At 71.7% G+C, this 18395-nt stretch carries 18 protein-coding genes, 1 pseudogene and 1 riboswitch; of the genes and pseudogenes, 13 read left to right on the forward strand and 6 right to left on the reverse strand.

Annotated features, from left to right (window positions below; all coding sequences use genetic code 11):
• Positions 1–80: 80 nt before the first annotated feature.
• Together RIM90_RS12320 and RIM90_RS12325 are read left to right on the forward strand one after the other, a co-directional pair.
• Complete coding sequence (locus tag RIM90_RS12320) at positions 81–848, forward strand: enoyl-CoA hydratase-related protein (RefSeq protein ID WP_309060699.1); 768 nt, start codon at positions 81–83, stop codon at positions 846–848.
• A 273-nt stretch (positions 849–1121) separates the two neighbouring features.
• Positions 1122–1625: an ATP-binding protein gene (locus RIM90_RS12325; RefSeq protein WP_309060700.1), complete on the forward strand. Its 504-nt coding sequence runs from the start codon at positions 1122–1124 to the stop codon at positions 1623–1625.
• A 112-nt stretch (positions 1626–1737) separates the two neighbouring features.
• On the opposite strand, the gene RIM90_RS12330 is transcribed toward RIM90_RS12325, so the two are convergent.
• Positions 1738–2427: a GNAT family N-acetyltransferase gene (locus tag RIM90_RS12330; protein ID WP_375165433.1), complete on the reverse strand. Its 690-nt coding sequence runs from the start codon at positions 2425–2427 to the stop codon at positions 1738–1740.
• On the opposite strand from RIM90_RS12330, the pseudogene RIM90_RS12335 reads away from it, so the two are divergent.
• The 3 genes and pseudogenes from RIM90_RS12335 to RIM90_RS12345 all read left to right on the forward strand — a co-directional run.
• Positions 2426–2683, forward strand: a pseudogene (locus RIM90_RS12335) (MerR family transcriptional regulator); the annotation flags it as partial. The gene RIM90_RS12330 and the pseudogene RIM90_RS12335 overlap by 2 nt on opposite strands.
• A gap of 200 nt (positions 2684–2883) precedes the next feature.
• Positions 2884–3096 (forward strand): EF-hand domain-containing protein, encoded by a 213-nt coding sequence (locus RIM90_RS12340; RefSeq protein ID WP_184828615.1) that lies wholly within the window; start codon positions 2884–2886, stop codon positions 3094–3096.
• Positions 3097–3223: 127 nt separating this feature from the next.
• Complete coding sequence (locus RIM90_RS12345) at positions 3224–3958, forward strand: NAD(P)-binding domain-containing protein (RefSeq protein WP_309060702.1); 735 nt, start codon at positions 3224–3226, stop codon at positions 3956–3958.
• A gap of 34 nt (positions 3959–3992) precedes the next feature.
• Here the strand turns inward: RIM90_RS12345 and RIM90_RS12350 are convergent, their stop codons facing one another.
• Positions 3993–4550 carry a glycoside hydrolase family 25 protein gene (locus RIM90_RS12350; RefSeq protein WP_309060703.1) on the reverse strand — a complete coding sequence of 186 codons (558 nt, stop codon included), beginning with the start codon at positions 4548–4550 and terminating at the stop codon, positions 3993–3995.
• Between the two features lie 769 nt (positions 4551–5319).
• On the opposite strand from RIM90_RS12350, the gene RIM90_RS12355 reads away from it, so the two are divergent.
• Positions 5320–6576 carry a DUF6236 family protein gene (locus RIM90_RS12355; protein WP_309060704.1) on the forward strand — a complete coding sequence of 419 codons (1257 nt, stop codon included), beginning with the start codon at positions 5320–5322 and terminating at the stop codon, positions 6574–6576.
• 104 nt (positions 6577–6680) lie between these two features.
• Here RIM90_RS12355 and RIM90_RS12360 read toward each other — a convergent pair whose 3' ends face one another.
• The 4 genes from RIM90_RS12360 to gcvT form a co-directional block, all read right to left on the reverse strand.
• Entirely contained in the window at positions 6681–8048 is a 1368-nt protein-coding gene (locus tag RIM90_RS12360) for an L-serine ammonia-lyase (protein ID WP_309060705.1), read from the reverse strand.
• A gap of 172 nt (positions 8049–8220) precedes the next feature.
• Entirely contained in the window at positions 8221–9477 is a 1257-nt protein-coding gene (gene glyA / locus RIM90_RS12365; protein ID WP_309060706.1) for a serine hydroxymethyltransferase, read from the reverse strand.
• A gap of 14 nt (positions 9478–9491) precedes the next feature.
• On the reverse strand, positions 9492–9869 hold the full coding sequence (gene gcvH / locus RIM90_RS12370; RefSeq protein WP_309060707.1) for a glycine cleavage system protein GcvH: 378 nt from the start codon (positions 9867–9869) through the stop codon (positions 9492–9494).
• 123 nt (positions 9870–9992) lie between these two features.
• Positions 9993–11120 carry a glycine cleavage system aminomethyltransferase GcvT gene (gene gcvT, locus RIM90_RS12375; RefSeq protein WP_309060708.1) on the reverse strand — a complete coding sequence of 376 codons (1128 nt, stop codon included), beginning with the start codon at positions 11118–11120 and terminating at the stop codon, positions 9993–9995.
• A gap of 193 nt (positions 11121–11313) precedes the next feature.
• Positions 11314–11414, reverse strand: a riboswitch (glycine riboswitch).
• 220 nt (positions 11415–11634) lie between these two features.
• On the opposite strand from gcvT, the gene RIM90_RS12380 reads away from it, so the two are divergent.
• The 7 genes from RIM90_RS12380 to RIM90_RS12410 all read left to right on the forward strand — a co-directional run.
• Positions 11635–12303, forward strand: coding sequence for an AAA family ATPase (locus tag RIM90_RS12380; RefSeq protein WP_309060709.1), 669 nt, complete (start codon positions 11635–11637; stop codon positions 12301–12303).
• Positions 12304–12370: 67 nt separating this feature from the next.
• Positions 12371–13138, forward strand: coding sequence for an enhanced serine sensitivity protein SseB (locus tag RIM90_RS12385; RefSeq protein ID WP_309060710.1), 768 nt, complete (start codon positions 12371–12373; stop codon positions 13136–13138).
• Positions 13139–13314: 176 nt separating this feature from the next.
• Positions 13315–14064: an enhanced serine sensitivity protein SseB C-terminal domain-containing protein gene (locus RIM90_RS12390; protein ID WP_309060714.1), complete on the forward strand. Its 750-nt coding sequence runs from the start codon at positions 13315–13317 to the stop codon at positions 14062–14064.
• A 427-nt stretch (positions 14065–14491) separates the two neighbouring features.
• Positions 14492–16162, forward strand: a complete 1671-nt coding sequence (locus RIM90_RS12395; protein WP_309060711.1) for an ABC transporter substrate-binding protein — start codon at positions 14492–14494, stop codon at positions 16160–16162.
• Positions 16163–16271: 109 nt separating this feature from the next.
• Positions 16272–17276: an ABC transporter permease gene (locus RIM90_RS12400; RefSeq protein WP_309060712.1), complete on the forward strand. Its 1005-nt coding sequence runs from the start codon at positions 16272–16274 to the stop codon at positions 17274–17276.
• A gap of 1 nt (position 17277) precedes the next feature.
• Complete coding sequence (locus tag RIM90_RS12405) at positions 17278–18237, forward strand: ABC transporter permease (protein WP_309060713.1); 960 nt, start codon at positions 17278–17280, stop codon at positions 18235–18237.
• 6 nt (positions 18238–18243) lie between these two features.
• The coding region (locus tag RIM90_RS12410) for an ATP-binding cassette domain-containing protein (protein WP_309060715.1) at positions 18244–18395 on the forward strand (152 nt) is incomplete at its 3' end.

An 18395-nucleotide genomic window follows, 5' to 3' on the forward strand; every position in this document is an offset into this window, starting at 1 on the left:
GGGGGCGACCCCCGGACCCCCGGCCGAGTGTGAGGGACCGCACCGGCCCGGTTGCCGTTAGTCGCCGTTAACCTGCTGGCATGACCGTACATCTCGAAGTCGCGGACGGCGTCGGCACGCTGCGCCTGGACCGCCCGCCCATGAACGCGCTGGACATCGCCACGCAGGACCGTCTGAAGGAACTCGCCGAGGAGGCCACGCGCCGCGACGACGTGCGCGCCGTGGTGATCTACGGCGGGGAGAAGGTGTTCGCGGCGGGCGCGGACATCAAGGAGATGCGGGCCATGGACCACGCCGCGATGGTCCTGCGCGCCCGCGCCCTGCAGGACTCCTTCACCGCCGTGGCCCGCATCCCCAAGCCGGTGGTGGCCGCGGTGACGGGCTACGCGCTCGGCGGCGGCTGCGAGCTCGCGCTCTGCGCCGACTACCGCATCGCCGGGGAGAACGCCAAGCTGGGCCAGCCCGAGATCCTGCTCGGCCTCATCCCGGGCGCGGGCGGCACCCAGCGCCTGTCCCGGCTGATCGGCCCGTCCAAGGCGAAGGACCTCATCTTCACGGGCCGTCAGGTCAGGGCCGACGAGGCGCTGGTGCTCGGACTGGTGGACCGCGTGGTCCCCGCCGAGGAGGTCTACGAGCAGGCGCACGCGTGGGCCGCGAAGCTGGCCCAGGGCCCGGCGATCGCCCTGCGCGCCGCCAAGGAGGCCGTCGACACCGGTCTCGAGACGGACATCGACACCGGTCTCGCCGTCGAGCGCAACTGGTTCGCGGGTCTGTTCGCCACCGAGGACCGCGAGCGGGGGATGCGCAGCTTCGTGGAGGAGGGCCCCGGCAAGGCGAAGTTCCTCTGAACACACGTCCAGGGTCTTGCAATTGACGCGGTGTCTCATCCGGGTCCCTCGATGGGGCGGTTTGTGGGAGCCTTGGAGCACCCTTAAGCCTGTCGTGTCGAGGGGGCCCGTCGATTGCCGCACAGCGAACCGTTTCCGCAGGCCGGGCGGGCCGCCGACGATTCCGAAGTGCCTACGGCATATGCCGGTGGACCGTTGCGGAACGGGGGCGCACGGGGGGCGTATTCCCCCGGAACGGCTCCGGGGGGTCCCGGGGACGGCCATGATGGGGGCATGGCGGGGCTGGAGGGCATGGAACAGCCGCGGGGAGACGGACGTGCGACCGCGTCGCGCTGGTCGCCGACGGCCGAGGACGAACGCGCCCTGGAGGCGCTGGAGTTGTTCGGCAATCCGACGGAGGCAGAGGTTCCGCTGCCGTCCCGGCCCGAGTCCGCCGCCACCGCGCGCCGGCTCGCCCAGGTCGTGATCCTGCGCCAGTGGGGCCTCGGCGCCAAGATCACCGAGGACGCCGTCCTGCTCGTCTCCGAGCTCGTCGGCAACGCCGTACGCCACACCGGCGCCCGCGTCTTCGGCCTCCGGCTGCGCCGTCGGCGCGGCTGGATCCGCGTCGAGGTCCGTGACCCCTCCCGCGCCCTGCCCTGTCTGATGCCGGTCCAGGACATGGACGTCAGCGGCCGCGGCCTCTTCCTCGTCGACAAGCTCGCCGACCGCTGGGGCGTCGACCTGCTGCCCCGGGGCAAGACCACCTGGTTCGAGATGCGCGTCGCGGACCGCTGACGCGCCCGGCGGTCCGCTGCGGATCCCCGGGCCCCGAGTCCCCGGCCCCCCGAACCCCCGGATCCCGGAGTGCCTTCCGCCGGTGCCGGCGCACCGCACCGGCGCGCTGCCCTCAGTCGCGCAGGAACAGCGCCTCCGAACCCACCGGCCGGTAACCGGCCGCCTGGAACGCCCGGAGACTGCGGGCGTTCCCCGGAGAGATCTGCGCCCACACCGGCTCGCCCCCGGCCAGTTGCCGCGCCGCCAGCGCCAGCCGCCGTCCCAGGCCCCGGTGCCGCGCCTCCTCCGCCACCTCCACCGCGGCCTCCAGCCGCCCCGCGACCCCGCGCCCCAGGACCAGCACGCCCCCGTCCGCCGTCCACACCCGCACGTCGTCGCGCCGGCTGCGGGCGCTCACCACCCGGGGATGGCCGGGGTCGCCGACCTCCTCCAGGGCGAGCGGCGGACCGTCCGGCAGCGGGTCCGCCACCGTCATCACGTCGATCGTGTCCGTCCGCCGCCCCGTGCGTTCCATGAAGGCGGTCAGGAAGCGGGCGTGCATGGTGGCGGCCAGCGCGTCGCAGTCGGCCGAGGCCAGCGTCCGCCGCACCCACGCGGGATCCTCGTCGGTGAAGACGACGGAGTGCCCGGTGAACGCCAGCACCCCCGCGTCCCGGACGGAGGGCTGGGCCACCACCGTCGTGCCGCCGTCCGGTGCCGGGAAGACGCCGCGCGCCGCCGCGTCGAGAATGTTCCGCAGCGTGTCCGTCACCCTCGTGCTCCTTGAGTCTCCACCCACTGGAAGGCCCAGACTCGCAGACATGATCGACGACGGCACCGGACTTCTCGCCATCGGCGAGCTCGCCCGCGCCACCGGCCCGTCCGTGCGCACCATCCGCTACTGGTCCGACGAGGGCGCCCTGCCCCCGGTGACCCGTTCCGCCGGCGGTCACCGGCTCCACGACGCCGGCTCCGCGGCCCGCCTGGAACTGATCCGCACCCTGCGCGAGCTGGGACTCGGCCTCGCCGACGCGCGCCGGGTGCTCAGCGGCGAGACGACGGTGGCGCAGGTCGCGGCGGCGACCGACGACCGCCTCGCCCGCTACCGCGCACTCTCCGCGCTCGTGAACGGCATGGAACCCCCGTCCTCCCACGAGGAGGAGTTCGGGTGGGTGGTCGCCGCACTGAGGGCTCACGTGGGCAGTTAATCTGACCAGCGTCATCAGGACTCCAGGGGAGTCCGGCAGAGCATGAAAAACGAGACAAAAGGGGCGGATCGGTGGCGGACATCGAGGAAGCGCGCAAGCAGTTCGAGCGGATCGATACGGACGGGGACGGATTCATCACCGCCGCCGAGTTCAAGACCGCCCTCGCCCAGGGCGGTGACTGGAACGTCACCGAGGCGGTCGCGGAGGCGGTCATCAAGTCCCGGGACCTGAACGGCGACAAGGTCCTGTCCTTCGACGAGTTCTGGGCCCACCTGAACAAGTGAGTCCCTGTGCAGGGGCCCGGCACGCACATCCCCACGTGCGGGCCGGGCCCCTGCGCCGTGCCCGGCACGGACGCGATGCCGCCCGTGCGGCACCGGGACCGGAATAGTCCGCCCGGCGGGGAGGTTGGTGCCGATCACGGCGGTTCCCGAGGGGAACCGGAGCGGACACCGATCCCCGGAAGGGCGAGGCGAGTCGGACATGAAGATCGGCATCATCGGCGCGGGCAACATCGGCGGAAACCTCACCCGGCGGCTCACCGCCCTCGGGCACGACGTCTCCGTCGCCAACTCCCGCGGCCCGCACACGCTCACGGAGCTGGCCGAGGAGACCGGGGCGACCCCGGTGCGGGTCGAGGAGGCGGCCCGGGGCGCCGAGATCGTGGTCGTCACCATCCCGCTGAAGGCGGTCCCGGACCTGCCGTCCGGCCTGTTCGACGAGGCCGCGGACGGCCTCGCCGTCATCGACACCGGCAACTACTACCCGCGGCAGCGCGACGGGAGGATCCCCGGCATCGAGGACGAGGGCCTCACCGAGAGCCGCTGGACGCAGCGGCAGATCGGGCACCCGGTGATCAAGGCCTTCAACGGCACGTACGCCCAGGACATCCTGGACCGCCACCGCCCCGCCGGCGCCCCCGACCGGATGGCCCTCCCCGTCGCCGGTGACGACGAGGCGGCCAAGCGGAAGGTCCGGGCCCTGATCGAGGAGCTCGGCTTCGACACCGTCGACGCGGGCGGCCTCGACGACTCCTGGCGCCAGCAGCCCGGCACCCCGGTCTACGGCCTGCGGGCGGGCGCCGAGGCCGTCACCAAGGCACTGGCGGAGGCGTCCCCGGAACGCGCACCGGAGTTCCGGGCGTAGCGCACCCCGCGCCTGACCTCCGGCCGAGCGGAGGTCAGGCGCCCTCGGCCCACTCCTTCAGGGCCGCCTTGCCGGAGAAGTCGGCGACGTTCCTGTCCAGCGGGTCGTCGGTGTACTGGTGGAAACGCCACTTCGCCTTGATGCGGGGCTTGCCCGCGGTGACGTAGTCGGCGATCCAGAGGCCGTCGCCGGCGTAGGAGGTGGTGTCGACGTTGAGCCAGAAGTTCCGGTTGCAGTAGAGGACGACCCGGTGGTGCGGGCGCAGTTCCTTCACCTTCCGGATGAAGCGGTCCTTCTCGGAGTTGCTCGCGTGCGTGCCCTCGCCGGTGGTCTCCCAGTCGACCGCCAGGATGTCACCTCGCTTCTCCGGGGTCTTGCTCACGAAGTACTCCGCCTGGGCCGTGAGGTTGCCCGGCCAGAGGAAGTGGTAGAAGCCGACCACCAGACCGGCGTCGCGGGCCGTCTTCGTCTGGGCGGAAAGCCTGGGGTTGGTGTACGAACGCCCCTCCGTCGCCTTGACGAAGACGAAGGACAGGCCGTCGGTGTCGTACGAGGAGGGCTGGTACGAGCTCACATCGATGCCACGCAGCATGCAGGCTCCCTGACGTGCTTGCGAAGGAGGGGAGTCGAGTGGTTCCTTCCCCACCGGGACGGCGTCCACGCGTCGGCGCGGTCGCCGGCGAAGCGCGCGTACCCCCAGGAGGCGTGTTCGGTCGAGAACCGCCCTCAACCGGTCACGGATCCGCTCCCCCTCGGTCGCCCGGGGAAACACCCCGCCCCCCCATGGCCGGCCGCAGCGCGGGGCCGAAGGCGCCGAACCGCGCCGGGTCCCGCCGCCCGACGGGCTGCACGACGAAGTGAACGCGGCCGGGAACCCCGCCCGCGTGCGACCACAGGCACACCTGCACCTGCTCCGGGGCCGTCACCGCGGTGACGGCGGCGCTCACCCGCTGCAGCAGGGCCCCGGATCGGCGGACCCCTGCGCCGTCGGGTCGGCGGCGTGCACCACAGGGCGGACCGGCCTGACCCCCGAGGTGCCCGGACCCGGGGGGCCCGGCACAGTGCTCGACCACCGGAACCCGGTCCGCAGCACGCTCCCGCCCGGCGGCGGAACCGCGCCGGTCATGAGACCACACGCCGGACACCCACCGCTCGTACCGGCCCTCTCGGCCGCCGGGGCTCCCTTCCCGGACAGCTCCCCGGATCCCCGCGTGACACCGGAACACACGATCACGGAGACTCGTGCCCGACCTCACGGGGCGATACGGCCGGGCGTCGCGCGGCATGCCGGCGCGGTGCCCGGTGCCCGCGGCACCACCGGACGATCGCCCGCAGGGCTCGGGGACCCTCTCGGAAGGAGCATGACCGTGCAGCGCACCGGCCTGTACTACCCGTACGTCCACTTTCGCGACCCGGCGTGGATCAAGGCCGCCGCGCTGTACCTGCCGCAGATGGCCCGGGTGGTGCCCGAGGGCTTCCGCGTCTCGGACCCGGACCACGTCCGCGCCCTGCGGGACGATCTCGATTTCGTCCGGGACATCGACCCCGCCGAGGCCGTCGAGGCGGCGTCACGGCACATGCTGCGCCTCGTGAACGAGCGCGACGGTGAGCTGCGGAACCGCTTCGGGGTCCGCGGCGGTGACGACCCGGATGTCGCGGACGCCGTGAACGCCGAGCCCTCGCCGCCCGGCGACCCGGCGCTCGTGGCCGGTCGCGGGCGCCTTCTCCCGCCCGCGGGACGGCCGTTGGCGGGCCTGTACCCGGGGGAGATGTCGCCGGAGCTGAAGGAGGCCCTGTTCGGCACCGGACTGGCGGTGCGCCGGGTGCGCAACACGGTCAGCCACGACGCGTACCACGAGTGGGTGGGGACGGACCCGGCGCTCGCCTGGGTCTACAAGTGCGCGTTGACCGCCGAGCTCGCGGGCCGCACCGCCCTCCTCCCCGTCACCGACCAGGAGGCCGCCCACACGGCCGTCGACGCCTGGGACGCCGGGCGGATGGCGGCGGTCCTCCTGGACGGTGCCCCGCCCCCGGTCGGGACCGGCGACCTGGCGGAGCGGGTCGGGGTGCTGTCGGTGCGGTGCGTGCTCCCCGCACGGCTCGCCACGGTGCCCGTCGAGAAGATCGTGGCCCTGCGCAAGAAGTACGAGCCGGAGTTCTTCGCGTACCTGGACGCCGTCGCCCGGACGGCGGCGGACCTGTCCGAGGAACTGGCCGGCATCCGCAGTCCCCAGGCACTGGAGATGTACGTACGGCAGGCGGTGCGCAAGGACTTCGAGGCCGAGCTGGAGAAGCTGCGCAGGGCCATGAACGGCATCGGCCTCCAGACGATCAGCACCTCCGTCGGCACCACGTTCGACACGCCCACCTCGGCGGCCCTGGCGAGCGGGCTGATCGCGACGGTCGGCGGCACCGTGGCGGGCAGCGCGGCGGGCATCGTGGCCGGTGTCGGCGCGACGGCCGTGGGCATCCTCGGCGGAGCCCGGCGGCAGCGCGACGAAGCGCTCGCCGCCTCTCCGGTCGGCTTCCTCCTGCGCGTCGAGCGCGGGCTGAATCCCACCACTGTGGTGCGCCGGATCGGACGCGCCCTGCGGCAGGGCGTCGGCGCGGGCGTGTGACGGGCACGGCGCGGCGCTGTGCCCGGTGGGGGGCCCGACCCGCGCTGAGAGAGGCGAACGGGCCGCTCAGGGACAACGGGCCGCCGAGGGACCGTTCCGCTCCCTCAGCACTCGATGATGTTGACCGCCAGCCCGCCCCGCGCCGTCTCCTTGTACTTGACCGACATGTCCGCGCCGGTGTCCTTCATCGTCTTGATGACCTTGTCCAGGGACACCTTGTGCGAGCCGTCGCCGCGCATGGCCATCCGCGCCGCCGTGACCGCCTTCACCGCGGCCATGCCGTTGCGCTCGATGCACGGGATCTGGACCAGGCCGCCGACCGGGTCGCAGGTCAGGCCCAGGTTGTGCTCCATGCCGATCTCGGCGGCGTTCTCGACCTGCTCCGGGGTGCCGCCGAGCACCTCGGCGAGGGCGCCCGCGGCCATCGAGCAGGCGGAGCCGACCTCGCCCTGGCAGCCGACCTCGGCGCCGGAGATGGAGGCGTTCTCCTTGAAGAGCATGCCGATGGCGCCGGCGGCGAGCAGGAAGCGGACCACGCCCTCCTCGTCGGCGCCCGGCACGAAGTTGACGTAGTAGTGCAGCACCGCCGGGATGATGCCGGCCGCGCCGTTCGTCGGGGCCGTGACCACGCGGCCGCCGGCCGCGTTCTCCTCGTTCACCGCCATCGCGTAGAGGGTGATCCACTCCATGGCGAGGGCCTTCGGGTCGCCCTCGGAGCGCAGCTTGCGCGCGGTGTTCGCGGCGCGGCGGCGCACCTTCAGGCCGCCCGGCAGGATGCCCTCGCGGGACATGCCGCGCGCCACGCACGCCTGCATCACCCGCCAGATCTCCAGCAGGCCCGCGCGGATCTCCTCCTCGGTCCGCCAGGCGCGCTCGTTCTCCAGCATCAGGGCGGAGATGGACAGGCCCGTCTCCCTCGTCAGGCGCAGCAGCTCGTCACCCGTGCGGAAGGGGTACTTCAGGACGGTGTCGTCCAGCTTGATGCGGTCCGCGCCCACCGCGTCCTCGTCGACGACGAAGCCGCCGCCGACCGAGTAGTACGTCTTGGTCAGGAGCTCGGCGCCGGACGCGTCGTGCGCCCACAGGGTCATGCCGTTGGCGTGGTACGGGAGCGCCCTGCGGCGGTGCAGCACCATGTCGTCGTCGAAGGAGAAGGCGATCTCGTGCTCGCCGAGGAGGCGGATCCGGCCGCCGTCCTTGATCTTCTCCACCCGTTCGTCGGCCGTCTCCACGTCCACCGTGCGCGGCGAGTCGCCCTCCAGGCCGAGCAGCACCGCCTTGGGCGTGCCGTGGCCGTGGCCGGTGGCGCCGAGGGAGCCGTACAGCTCGGCCCGGACCGAGGCGACGGAGCCCAGCAGGTCCTCGCTGCGCAGCCGCCGGGCGAACATGCGGGCCGCCCGCATCGGGCCGACCGTGTGCGAGCTGGACGGGCCGATGCCGATCGAGAACAGGTCGAAGACCGAGATGGCCACGGGAGGACTCCTAGGGGTTCGGCGGACGGCGCTGTCCACCGGGGAAAGGGTGGATCGAAGGGGTTTCAGAGGGGGACGTCACGTGTGCGGTTCACGGTGCGGGGCACCGCGCCCACGGGCCCAGTGTGCGCGATGCCCCGGATGTTCATACGCATAAAAGCGTACGAAATTACTACAGGTGGGGGTACAGCGGGTGCTTCCCGGCGAGAGCCGTGACCCGCGCCCGGAGCGCCTCGGCGTCGTAGGACGGCTTCAGCGTCTCGGCGATCACGTCCGCGACCTCGGCGAAGTCCTCGGCCGTGAAGCCGCGGGTGGCCAGCGCGGGCGTGCCGATGCGCAGCCCCGAGGTGACCATCGGCGGACGCGGGTCGTTCGGGATGGCGTTGCGGTTGACGGTGATGCCGACCTCGTGGAGCCGGTCCTCGGCCTGCTGGCCGTCCAGCTCGGAGTCGCGCAGGTCGACCAGGACCAGGTGCACGTCCGTGCCGCCGGACAGCACGTCCACGCCGACGGCCTTGACGTCGTCCTCGACCAGGCGCTCGGCCAGGATGCGGGCGCCCTCCAGGGTGCGGCGCTGCCGCTCCTTGAAGTCCTCGCTCGCGGCGACCTTGAAGGCGACCGCCTTGGCCGCGACCACGTGCTCCAGCGGACCGCCCTGCTGGCCCGGGAACACCGCGGAATTGATCTTCTTGGCCAGTTCGGCCGTGGAGAGGATCACACCGCCGCGGGGGCCGCCGAGGGTCTTGTGGGTCGTGGTCGTCACGACGTGGGCGTGCGGCACCGGGTTCGGGTGCAGGCCCGCCGCGACCAGGCCGGCGAAGTGCGCCATGTCGACCATGAGGTACGCGCCGACCTCGTCCGCGATCCGGCGGAACGCGGCGAAGTCCAGATGGCGCGGGTAGGCCGACCAGCCGGCGACGATCAGCTTCGGCTTGTGCTCCTTGGCCAGGCGCTCGACCTCGGCCATGTCGACGACGCCGGTGTCGTCCACGTGGTACGCGACGACGTCGTACAGCTTGCCGGAGAAGTTGATCTTCATGCCGTGGGTCAGGTGCCCGCCGTGCGCGAGGTTCAGACCCATGATCGTGTCACCGGGCTTGAGCAGCGCGAACATCGCGGCGGCGTTGGCCTGCGCGCCCGAGTGCGGCTGCACGTTGGCGTGCTCCGCGCCGAAGAGCTCCTTGACGCGGTCGATGGCGATCTGCTCGATCACGTCGACGTGCTCGCAGCCGCCGTAGTAGCGGCGGCCGGGGTAGCCCTCGGCGTACTTGTTGGTGAGGACCGAGCCCTGGGCCTCCATGACCGCGACCGGGGCGAAGTTCTCCGAGGCGATCATCTCGAGGGTGGACTGCTGACGGTGCAGCTCGGCGTCGACCGCCGCGGCGACGGCCGGGTCGAGCTCGTGCAGGGGCGTGTTCAGAAGCGACATGCGGCGACGACTCCTCAGCCGGCGATGTGGGCGTCGTACTCGGCGGCGGTCAGCAGGTCGGCCGGCTCGTCGGTGACCCGCACCTTGAACAGCCAGCCGCCCTCGAAGGGGGCCGAGTTCACCAGCGACGGGTCGTTCACCACGTCCTCGTTGACCTCGGTGATCTCGCCGGAGACCGGGGAGTACAGGTCGCTGACCGACTTGGTCGACTCCAGCTCGCCGCAGGTCTCGCCCGCGGTCACGCTGTCACCGACCTCGGGGAGCTGGACGAAGACGACGTCGCCGAGCGCGTTGGCCGCGTGCTCCGTGATGCCGACCGTCGAGACGCCGTCCTCGGCGGCCGACAGCCACTCGTGCTCCTTGCTGTAACGCAGCTGCTGGGGGTTGCTCATGGCCTGAATTCTCCTGTACGCGGGGGACTGCTGATGACTGAGGGGAGCGCGGGAAGCACGCGTGAGCAGGTACGACGTACCCGGCCGCACACGTGGACGGCTGCCCGGGACGCTACGACGGTGTCACTTCCGCCGCTGGTAGAACGGCAGCGCCACGACCTCGTACGGCTCGTGGCTGCCGCGGATGTCCACGCCGACGCCCTCGGTGCCCGGCGCCGCGTGGGCCGCGTCGACGTACGCCATCGCGATCGGCTTGCCCAGCGTCGGGGAGGGCGCGCCCGAGGTGACCTCGCCGATCACCTCGCCGCCGGCGACGACCGCGTACCCGGCGCGCGGGACCCGGCGGCCCTCGGCGACCAGGCCGACCAGGACGCGCGGCGGGTTCTGCTCGGCGCGCGCGGCGGCCTCGGCCAGGGCGGCGCGGCCCACGAAGTCGCCCTCCTTCTCGAACTTCACCACCCGGCCCAGACCGGCGTCGAAGGGCGTCAGGGAGGTGGTCAGCTCGTGTCCGTACAGCGGCATGCCCGCCTCCAGGCGCAGCGTGTCCCGGCAGGACAGCCCGCACGGGACCAGGCCCGCGCCCTCGCCCGCCTTGGTCAGCGCCTGCCACACCTCCACCGCGTGCTCCGGCTTCACGAACAGCTCGAAGCCGTCCTCGCCGGTGTAGCCGGTACGGGCGATGAGCGCGGGGACGCCGGCGACGGTGCCGGGCAGGCCGGCGTAGTACTTCAGGCCGTCCAGGTCGGCGTCGGTCAGGGAGGCGAGGATGGAGGGGGACTCGGGGCCCTGCACGGCGAGCAGCGCGTAGGCGTCGCGGTCGTCGCGCACCTCGGCGTCGAAGCCGGCCGAGCGCTCCACGAGGGCGTCCAGCACCACCTGGGCGTTGGAGGCGTTGGCGACCACCAGGTACTCGGGGGCCTCGGTCCCGCCGAGCCGGTAGACGATCAGGTCGTCCAGGATGCCGCCGTCCTCGCGGCAGATCATGGTGTAGCGGGCGCGGCCGGGCTTGACCCCGCCGATGTTGCCGACCAGGGCGTAGTCGAGGAGCGCGGCCGCCTGCGGGCCGGTGACGGTGATCTCGCCCATGTGCGAGAGGTCGAAGAGGCCGGCCCTCGTGCGCACGGCGTTGTGCTCGTCGCGCTCGGAGCCGTAGCGCAGGGGCATGTCCCAGCCGGCGAAGTCGGTCATCGTCGCGCCGAGCGAACGATGCAGCGCATCGAGCGCGGTCCGGCGGAGTTCGGTACTGCTCATCGGTCGGTCTCCCAGGGCGAGGGACCCCGCGCGGACCGAGCCGGACGCGGGGGAGGGCGAGGACGTTCCTCCCCATCTGTCATCGGAACCTGAGAGGTTCGCCATGACCGTCCGCGCAGGGGACGGGGGCACGGCTTGCACCTTGGGTGGAGCCGCTGGCGTACTGCCGCAGCGGCCCGCTTTTCAGATGTGCCTCGCCCGCGCGGTATCGGGGCCTGAGAGATTCAAGGGAGGGACTTGCTCCTTCGGCGCCCCGGCGGCAAACGGTGCCGGGGACTCTCCCGCGCGGATTCAAACGGCCGGTATGCAGTTGGCGCGCCCATCATTGCACGCATCTTCGGGGTGCGGCAGGGGGACCTTCCCTGGGTATGCACAGGGTGCGCGGGCGGTCACAGCCGGCTGCGGACGGACTGTTTCAGGAAACGGACGGAAACGAGAGGGATTCGGCATTACCTTCTCTTTACACTCGGCGGGGATGGGACTCCGGTACCCGCCCCAGGGGAGGACGATCACGGTGAACAGGACCACGGCGTGCGCCACCACCACGGGCGTCGCGCTGCCCGAGCAGCCGGCCGCTCTGGCCCGGAAGGCCCGCGGCGCGCTGCCGGCGCCGGTCGTCCGAGACCTGCGCGAACGCGCCGGCGGCAGCCCGCACGCCCTGCTCTTCGGGCCCCGCGACCTCGTCGTGGTCACCGGACTGCCCGGCAGCGGCAAGTCCACGCTGATGCGGCGCGCGGTGCGCGGCACCCGCGTCGACTCCCAGGACGCCCGCGACCGCTGGGACCGCCGGATGCCGCGCTTCCTGCCGTACGCCGTCTACCGCCCGCTGGTCCGCCTCGCCCACTACGCCGGACTGCGCAGGGTGCTGCGCGCGGGCGGGGGGGTCGTCGTGCACGACTGCGGCACGCAGGCGTGGGTGCGCCGCTGGCTGGCCCGCGAGGCCCGGCGCCGGGGCGCCCGGCTGCACCTGCTGCTCCTGGACGTCACCCCGCAGCAGGCCCTGACCGGCCAGCGCGAGCGGGGCCGGGGCGTCTCCCGGTACGCGTTCCTGCGTCACCGCGCGGCGAACGACCGGCTGCTGCGGGCGGTGGAGCGGGGCGAACTGCCCGACGGCTGCGGCTCGGCGGTCCTGATCGACCGGGACGCGGCGAACGCGCTGCGCCGCATCGGCTTCACGGGCTGACCGGCCGCGGCGCGGCAGCGGTTAGCCTTTTGAGCCACAGCAGTGGTTCCAGGCAGGCGGTAGGCAGATGGACTTCCCGGCGCAGACACACCCCCACCCGCACGGCGGATGGCCCGGAAACGAGCTGGAGGAGGTGCTCTCCGCCTCCCTCGGGATCCCCTCGGCGGGCGGCCGGATCATCGAGGTCCTGGGCCGCAGCTTCCTCTGGGTTCCCCTGCCGAACGGCGGCGGCCCGCACAGCGGTCCGCTCGACCTGCCCACGATGGAACTCGACGGCCAGGCGTACGTCCCGGTGTTCAGCTCCGAGGAGCAGTTCCGCCAGGTCGTCGGCTCCCACATGGCGTACACCGTCGCGCCGGCCGTGGAGTTCGCGCGCGGTCTGCCGCCGCAGGCCGGGATCGCGGTGAACCCCGGGGGCGTGGTCGGCATCCCGCTGCCGCCGCCCGCCGTGGCCGAGCTGTGCCGGGCCGGGCGCACCCCGCTGGACGGTCCGGCGGGCGGCGGCCGGGTCCGGCTGTTCGAGCCCGACTGGCAGGACGACCCGGTGGACTTCCTCGGCGCGGCCTCGGCGGAGTTCGAGACCATCGGGGTGGTGGCCACCGCCCGCCGCTGCCTCGCCGCGATCGAGACGGCCGACCCGGTGCTGTTCGTCGGTGTGGAACTGTCCCGCTGGGACGGGGACCTGCGGGCCCTGCCGATGGACGCCCTCGGCCGCGCGCTGGGCCGGACGGCGGTGAAGTGGCCGGTCAACCTGGTCCTGCTGGACGTGGCGCAGGACCCGGTGGGCGACTGGATGCGCGACCGGGTCCGCCCCTTCTACCAGCGCGCCTCGTAACCCCGCCCGGAGCCGCCGCGCCCGCCGGCCCGCACCGCCCGGCCGGCCCGCGTGCCGTACGGGCAGCGGTCGCCGGGCGGCGGGCGGCTTAAGCTAGGTTCATTGGCCGGCTGGTGTTGTACGGAGGGGCGATACAAGTGAGCGCTGGCACCGCGGCGGCCGGGCAGGTCGAGCACATGCTGCGCCAGGTGACGCCCGGGCGTTACGACGCCTACGAGGCGTTGCTGCGCGCGCTCGCGACTCCCTCCACCGGCCAGGTCTGGATGCTGCTGTGGCACGGCCAGGCCGGTTCCCCGGACGCCCAGTACGGGAACATGGAGGTGGGCGGCTTCGGCTACGCGCCCTGCGTCACCTCCGCCCAGGAGCTGTCGGCCAGTGGCTGGAACCGGTCGTACGAGGTCGTCGACGGACTCGACGTGGCCCGCGCGCTCTACCCCGACCACTACGGGCTCTGGCTCAACCCGCACGCTCCGGGCGGCGGAGTGGGCATCCCCTGGCTGGACCTGCGCCGCATCGCCACCGGCCTGGACCGCCAGCCCGCCGGTCCCCTCAGACTGTCCGAGCCGGCCATCGAGATCCCGCAGTTCTACGCCCTGCTCGCGCAGAACGCCCACCGCACCCCGGCCGTCCGCGCGCTGCGCCGCGCCTGGGTGCAGCCCGCGCTGGGCGCGCCCTACCTCGCCATCGGCCTCGACGTGTACGACACCTCGCCGCAGGCCGTCGACGCGGTGCGCGCCATGATGCAGCAGTCCCTCGGGGCCGTCCCGGACGGGCTGCCCGTGTCGACCGTCGCGATGTCCGACGAGCACGACCCGGTCGCGATGTGGCTGCGCGTCAACTCCCGGCCGTTCTACGACCGCGAGGCGCACGGTGCCGTGCCGCCCCCCACCTCGGGCTACGGCTACCCGCCCGCGCACCGGCGCTGACCGGGCCGTACCCGCGGGGACCGGTGCGGCCGGCCCGGACGGGCCCCGCTCCCGCTGACTCGGCGTCACCGTGTCCACGGAGTGGACACGAGCGCCGGCACGGTCCGGTCCGTCCCGCCGTCCGGCGCTGATGCGGCGCCGGTTTCCGGCCAGGCGTGCTCCACTGCGCCTCATCGACCGTCCGCCACCTGCGGTTTCACCCGTCCTTCACGCCGCTCGGCGTCCTCTGGACGGCCCCCGGGAAGGCGCCCGGTGTGTCGGACGCGTTAACTCCTGACGGAGGGCCGCCTGAACCGCCCGTTATGTCAACTGTTCAGATCTCAGGTAGGTATCACCGCTATCCGGACTGTTCCTGACCTCCTGTGAACGTCTGTAGTGTTCGGCCGGTCAAGATGCATCCACATAGCGGACCCGGAGTGGCCCCAATATGCGCATAGTCAAGTCCCGAGCCGCTCGGGCGATCACGGCCGCAGTGGCGGTCGGTCTGATCGCTACGGGCTGCTCCAGCGAGCGGGACAACAAGAGCAAGGGCGACGGCGAGAAGGACACCTTCGTCTTCGCCGGTGCCGGTGACCCGGGCTCCCTGGACCCTGCCCTCGCGAGCGACGGTGAAACCTTCCGCGTGACGCGGCAGGCGTTCGAGGCCCTTCTCGAGCACGAGTCCGGCGGCACCAAGCTGGTCGGCGGCCTCGCCGAGACCTGGTCGAGCAACGACGAGGGCACCGTCTGGACCTTCAACCTCCGCAAGGGCGTGAAGTTCCACGACGGCGAGGCGTTCAACGCCGCGGCCGTGTGCGCCAACTACGACCACTGGTTCAACTGGACGGGCACCTACCAGTCCAGCGCGGTCTCCTACTACTGGCAGACCATCATGGGCGGCTTCGCGAAGAACGAGGACAAGGAGACGCCCGAGGCGAACTACAAGTCCTGCACCGCGAAGGACGAGCACACCGCCGTCATCGAGGTCAAGGAGCCCTCCGCCAACCTCCCCGGCGGCTTCTCCCTCAACGCCCTGGCGATCCACTCGCCGAAGGCCATCAAGGAGTACGAGAAGCAGGAGGCGTCCGCCAAGGGCGATGCCATCACGTACCCCAAGTACAGCCAGGAGGCCGGCACGGTCGCCGGCACCGGCCCGTACAAGATCGTCAAGTGGAACAAGGGCAACAAGGAAGTCACCCTCGAGCGCTTCGACGACTACTGGGGCGAGAAGGCGAAGATCAAGAACCTCGTCTTCCGCACCATCGACACCGAGGAGGGCCGCCGCCAGGCGCTCCAGGCCGGTGACATCGACGGCTACGACCTCGTCGCCCCGGCCGACGTCAAGACCCTCAAGGACCAGGGCTACGTCGTCCCGACCCGTGGCGTCTTCAACCTCTTCTACGTGGGCATGAGCCAGGAGGCCAACAAGGCCCTCAAGAAGAAGGAGGTCCGCCAGGCCGTCGCGCACTCCATCGACAAGGAGAACCTGGTCAAGACCCAGCTGCCCGAGGGCGGCAAGGTCGCGGACCAGTTCATGCCCGACACGGTCGCGGGCTACTCCGAGAACGTCAAGAAGTACCCGCACGACCCCGCCAAGGCCAAGAGCCTCCTGAAGAAGGCCGGTGAGGAGAAGCTCGAGCTCGAGTTCTGCTACCCGACCGAGGTCACCCGCCCGTACATGCCTGCCCCGCAGGACCTGTTCGAGCTGATGAAGGCCGACCTGGAGAAGTCCGGCATCACCGTCAAGCCCAAGGCCATGAAGTGGGCCCCGGACTACCTCGACGCCACCGAGGCCGGCTCCTGCGCCCTGCACATGCTCGGCTGGACCGGTGACTTCAACGACGGCTACAACTTCATCGGCACCTGGTTCGCCGGGTACGACAAGCAGTGGGGCTTCAAGGACAAGAAGGTCTTCGACGCCGTGAACGCCGGCTCGAAGATGGGCAACGTCGAGGAGCGCGTCGAGGCCTACAAGAAGGCCAACGAGGTCATCATGGACTACCTGCCGGGCGTCCCGGTCTCCTCCTCCCCGCCGGCCATCGCCTTCGCCAAGAACGTGAACCCGCCGAACGTCTCCCCGCTGACGCAGGAAGTCTTCTCCGAGGCCTCCTTCAAGTAAGCGAGCAAGCGGCAGGAAACCAAGAACGGGGGGTCCGCCCGGCCGTCGCAACTCGGCGGCCGGGCGGGTCCATTCATGTAAGACATCACGCAAGAAAGGGGCATGCGGGGTGCTGCGTCTCGTCGTACGAAGACTGCTCCAGCTCATACCCACGCTGCTCGGCCTGTCGGTTCTGCTCTTCCTGTGGCTCGACCGGCTGCCCGGCGGACCCGCCTCAGCGATCCTGGGGGAAAAGGCCACCGAGGCCGAAGTGGCGCGCATCAACCGTGCGCTCGGGCTGGACCAGCCCGTCTACGTCCAGTACTGGCGCTTCCTCAAGCGCATCGTCGAGCTCGACCTGGGCACCTCCACCCAGACCGGACAGCCGGTGTGGGACGAGTTCGTCCTGCGCTTCCCCGCGACCGTGGAGCTGTCCCTCCTCGCGATCCTCATCGCCGTGGCCGTCGGCGTCCCGCTCGGCTACTTCGCCGCCCGCAACCGCGGCGGCTGGCTCGACGTCACCGCGGTCTCCGGCTCGCTCGTCGGCATCTGCATCCCGGTCTTCTTCCTCGCCCTGATCCTCAAGGGCGTCTTCGCCGTCGAGCTCGGCATCTTCCCCAGCTACGGACGCCAGGACACCGGCATCGACGCCACCAGCGTGACCGGCTTCGCCGTCCTGGACGGCATCCTCACCGGGGAGTTCGACGCCTCCTGGGACGCGATCATGCACCTGATCCTGCCCTCCGTCGCCCTGGCCTCCATCCCGCTCGCGGTCATCGTGCGCATGACCCGCGCCAGCGTCCTCGAGGTGCAGGACGAGGACTACGTCCGCACCGCCGAGGCCAAGGGCCTCAAGCGGAGCGTCGTCCGCGGCCGGCACGTGCTGCGCAACGCGATGCTCCCCGTGGTGACCGCGATCGGCCTGCTCACGGGCTCCCTGCTGTCCGGCGCCGTCCTGACCGAGTCGGTGTTCTCCTTCGGAGGCATCGGCTCCTTCATCCGGACCGCGATCGACGCCCGCGACTACCCCGTGCTCGTCGGGTTCATCATGTTCATCGCGATGGTGTACGTCCTGATCAACCTGCTGGTGGACCTGGCGTACAGCCTCATCGACCCGAGAGTGCGGGTGCACTGACATGAGTGTCGCCACCAAGACCGACAAGATCCAGCGCCTCGCGGAACTGACCGCGACCAAGGAGACCAGCACCGGCGCCAGCCTGTGGCGGGAGGCCTTCCGCCGCCTCAGGCGCAGCAAGATGGCGATCATCGGCGCGGCCGTCATCGCCCTGTTCGTGCTCATCGCGATCGTCGGGCCCTACCTCACGCCGTACTCCCCGACCGCCCAGACCTGGCGGGGCGAGGTCTTCCCCAACCGGGGCGAGTTCGTCGGCCCGCGCGGCGAGAACTGGTTCGGGCTCGACCACCTCGGCCGGGACATGTTCTCCCGCATGCTGGTCGGCGCCCGCCAGACACTGCTCGTCGGTGTCGTCTCCACGCTGATCGGCCTGGTCGCCGGCTTCCTGATCGGCGGTCTCTCCGGAGCCTTCGCCACCCTCGGCGGCGAGGCCGGACGGCGCGTCGACTCCGTCATCATGCGCTTCATCGACATGATGCTGGCGCTGCCCTCGCTGCTGCTGGCCGTGTCCGTCGCCGCCGTCATGGGCCAGTCACTGACCACCGTGATGATCGCCGTGGGTGTGGTCCAGGTGCCGGTGTTCGCCCGGCTGCTGCGCGGCGCCATGCTGGCGCAGGGCGGCGCGGACTACGTGCTCGCGGCCAAGTCCCTGGGTGTGCGCAAGCGGCGCATCGTGCTCTCGCAGATCGTCCCCAACTCGCTCAGCCCGGTGATCGTGCAGGCCACGCTCTCCCTGGCCACCGCGATCATCGAGGCGGCCGCCCTGTCCTACCTGGGCCTGGGCAACCCCGACCCGGCCATCCCCGAGTGGGGCGTCATGCTCGCCCAGGCGCAGCGCTTCTTCGACAACGCGCCGATGATGGCGGTCTACCCCGCCGTCGGCATCATCATCACCGCCCTCGGCTTCACCCTCCTCGGCGAGGCCATGCGGGAAGCCCTCGACCCGAAGCTGAGGGGCTGAACCACCATGTCTCTGCTCACTGTCGACGAACTGACCGTCACCTTCGGCGGCCGCGGCCGCAAGGAGTCCCGGGCGGTCGACGGCGTCTCCTTCGAGGTCGACCAGGGCCAGGTCGTGGGCCTGGTCGGCGAGTCCGGCTGCGGGAAGTCCGTCACCTC

The sequence above is a fragment of the Streptomyces sp. genome, from assembly GCF_031181555.1.
Lineage (GTDB): Bacteria > Actinomycetota > Actinomycetes > Streptomycetales > Streptomycetaceae > Streptomyces > Streptomyces fimbriatus.

Bases quoted from the DNA above. Each gene is read 5' to 3' on its own strand.
- RIM90_RS12320 (WP_309060699.1), top strand. From the start codon at position 81: ATGACCGTACATCTCGAAGTCGCGGACGGCGTCGGCACGCTGCGCCTG.
- RIM90_RS12325 (WP_309060700.1), top strand. From the start codon at position 1,122: ATGGCGGGGCTGGAGGGCATGGAACAGCCGCGGGGAGACGGACGTGCG.
- RIM90_RS12330 (WP_375165433.1), bottom strand. From the start codon at position 2,427: ATGTCTGCGAGTCTGGGCCTTCCAGTGGGTGGAGACTCAAGGAGCACG.
- RIM90_RS12350 (WP_309060703.1), bottom strand. From the start codon at position 4,550: ATGCTGCGTGGCATCGATGTGAGCTCGTACCAGCCCTCCTCGTACGAC.
- RIM90_RS12355 (WP_309060704.1), top strand. From the start codon at position 5,320: ATGACCGTGCAGCGCACCGGCCTGTACTACCCGTACGTCCACTTTCGC.
- glyA (WP_309060706.1), bottom strand. From the start codon at position 9,477: ATGTCGCTTCTGAACACGCCCCTGCACGAGCTCGACCCGGCCGTCGCC.
- gcvH (WP_309060707.1), bottom strand. From the start codon at position 9,869: ATGAGCAACCCCCAGCAGCTGCGTTACAGCAAGGAGCACGAGTGGCTG.
- gcvT (WP_309060708.1), bottom strand. From the start codon at position 11,120: ATGAGCAGTACCGAACTCCGCCGGACCGCGCTCGATGCGCTGCATCGT.
- RIM90_RS12385 (WP_309060710.1), top strand. From the start codon at position 12,371: ATGGACTTCCCGGCGCAGACACACCCCCACCCGCACGGCGGATGGCCC.
- RIM90_RS12390 (WP_309060714.1), top strand. From the start codon at position 13,315: ATGCTGCGCCAGGTGACGCCCGGGCGTTACGACGCCTACGAGGCGTTG.
- RIM90_RS12395 (WP_309060711.1), top strand. From the start codon at position 14,492: ATGCGCATAGTCAAGTCCCGAGCCGCTCGGGCGATCACGGCCGCAGTG.
- RIM90_RS12405 (WP_309060713.1), top strand. From the start codon at position 17,278: ATGAGTGTCGCCACCAAGACCGACAAGATCCAGCGCCTCGCGGAACTG.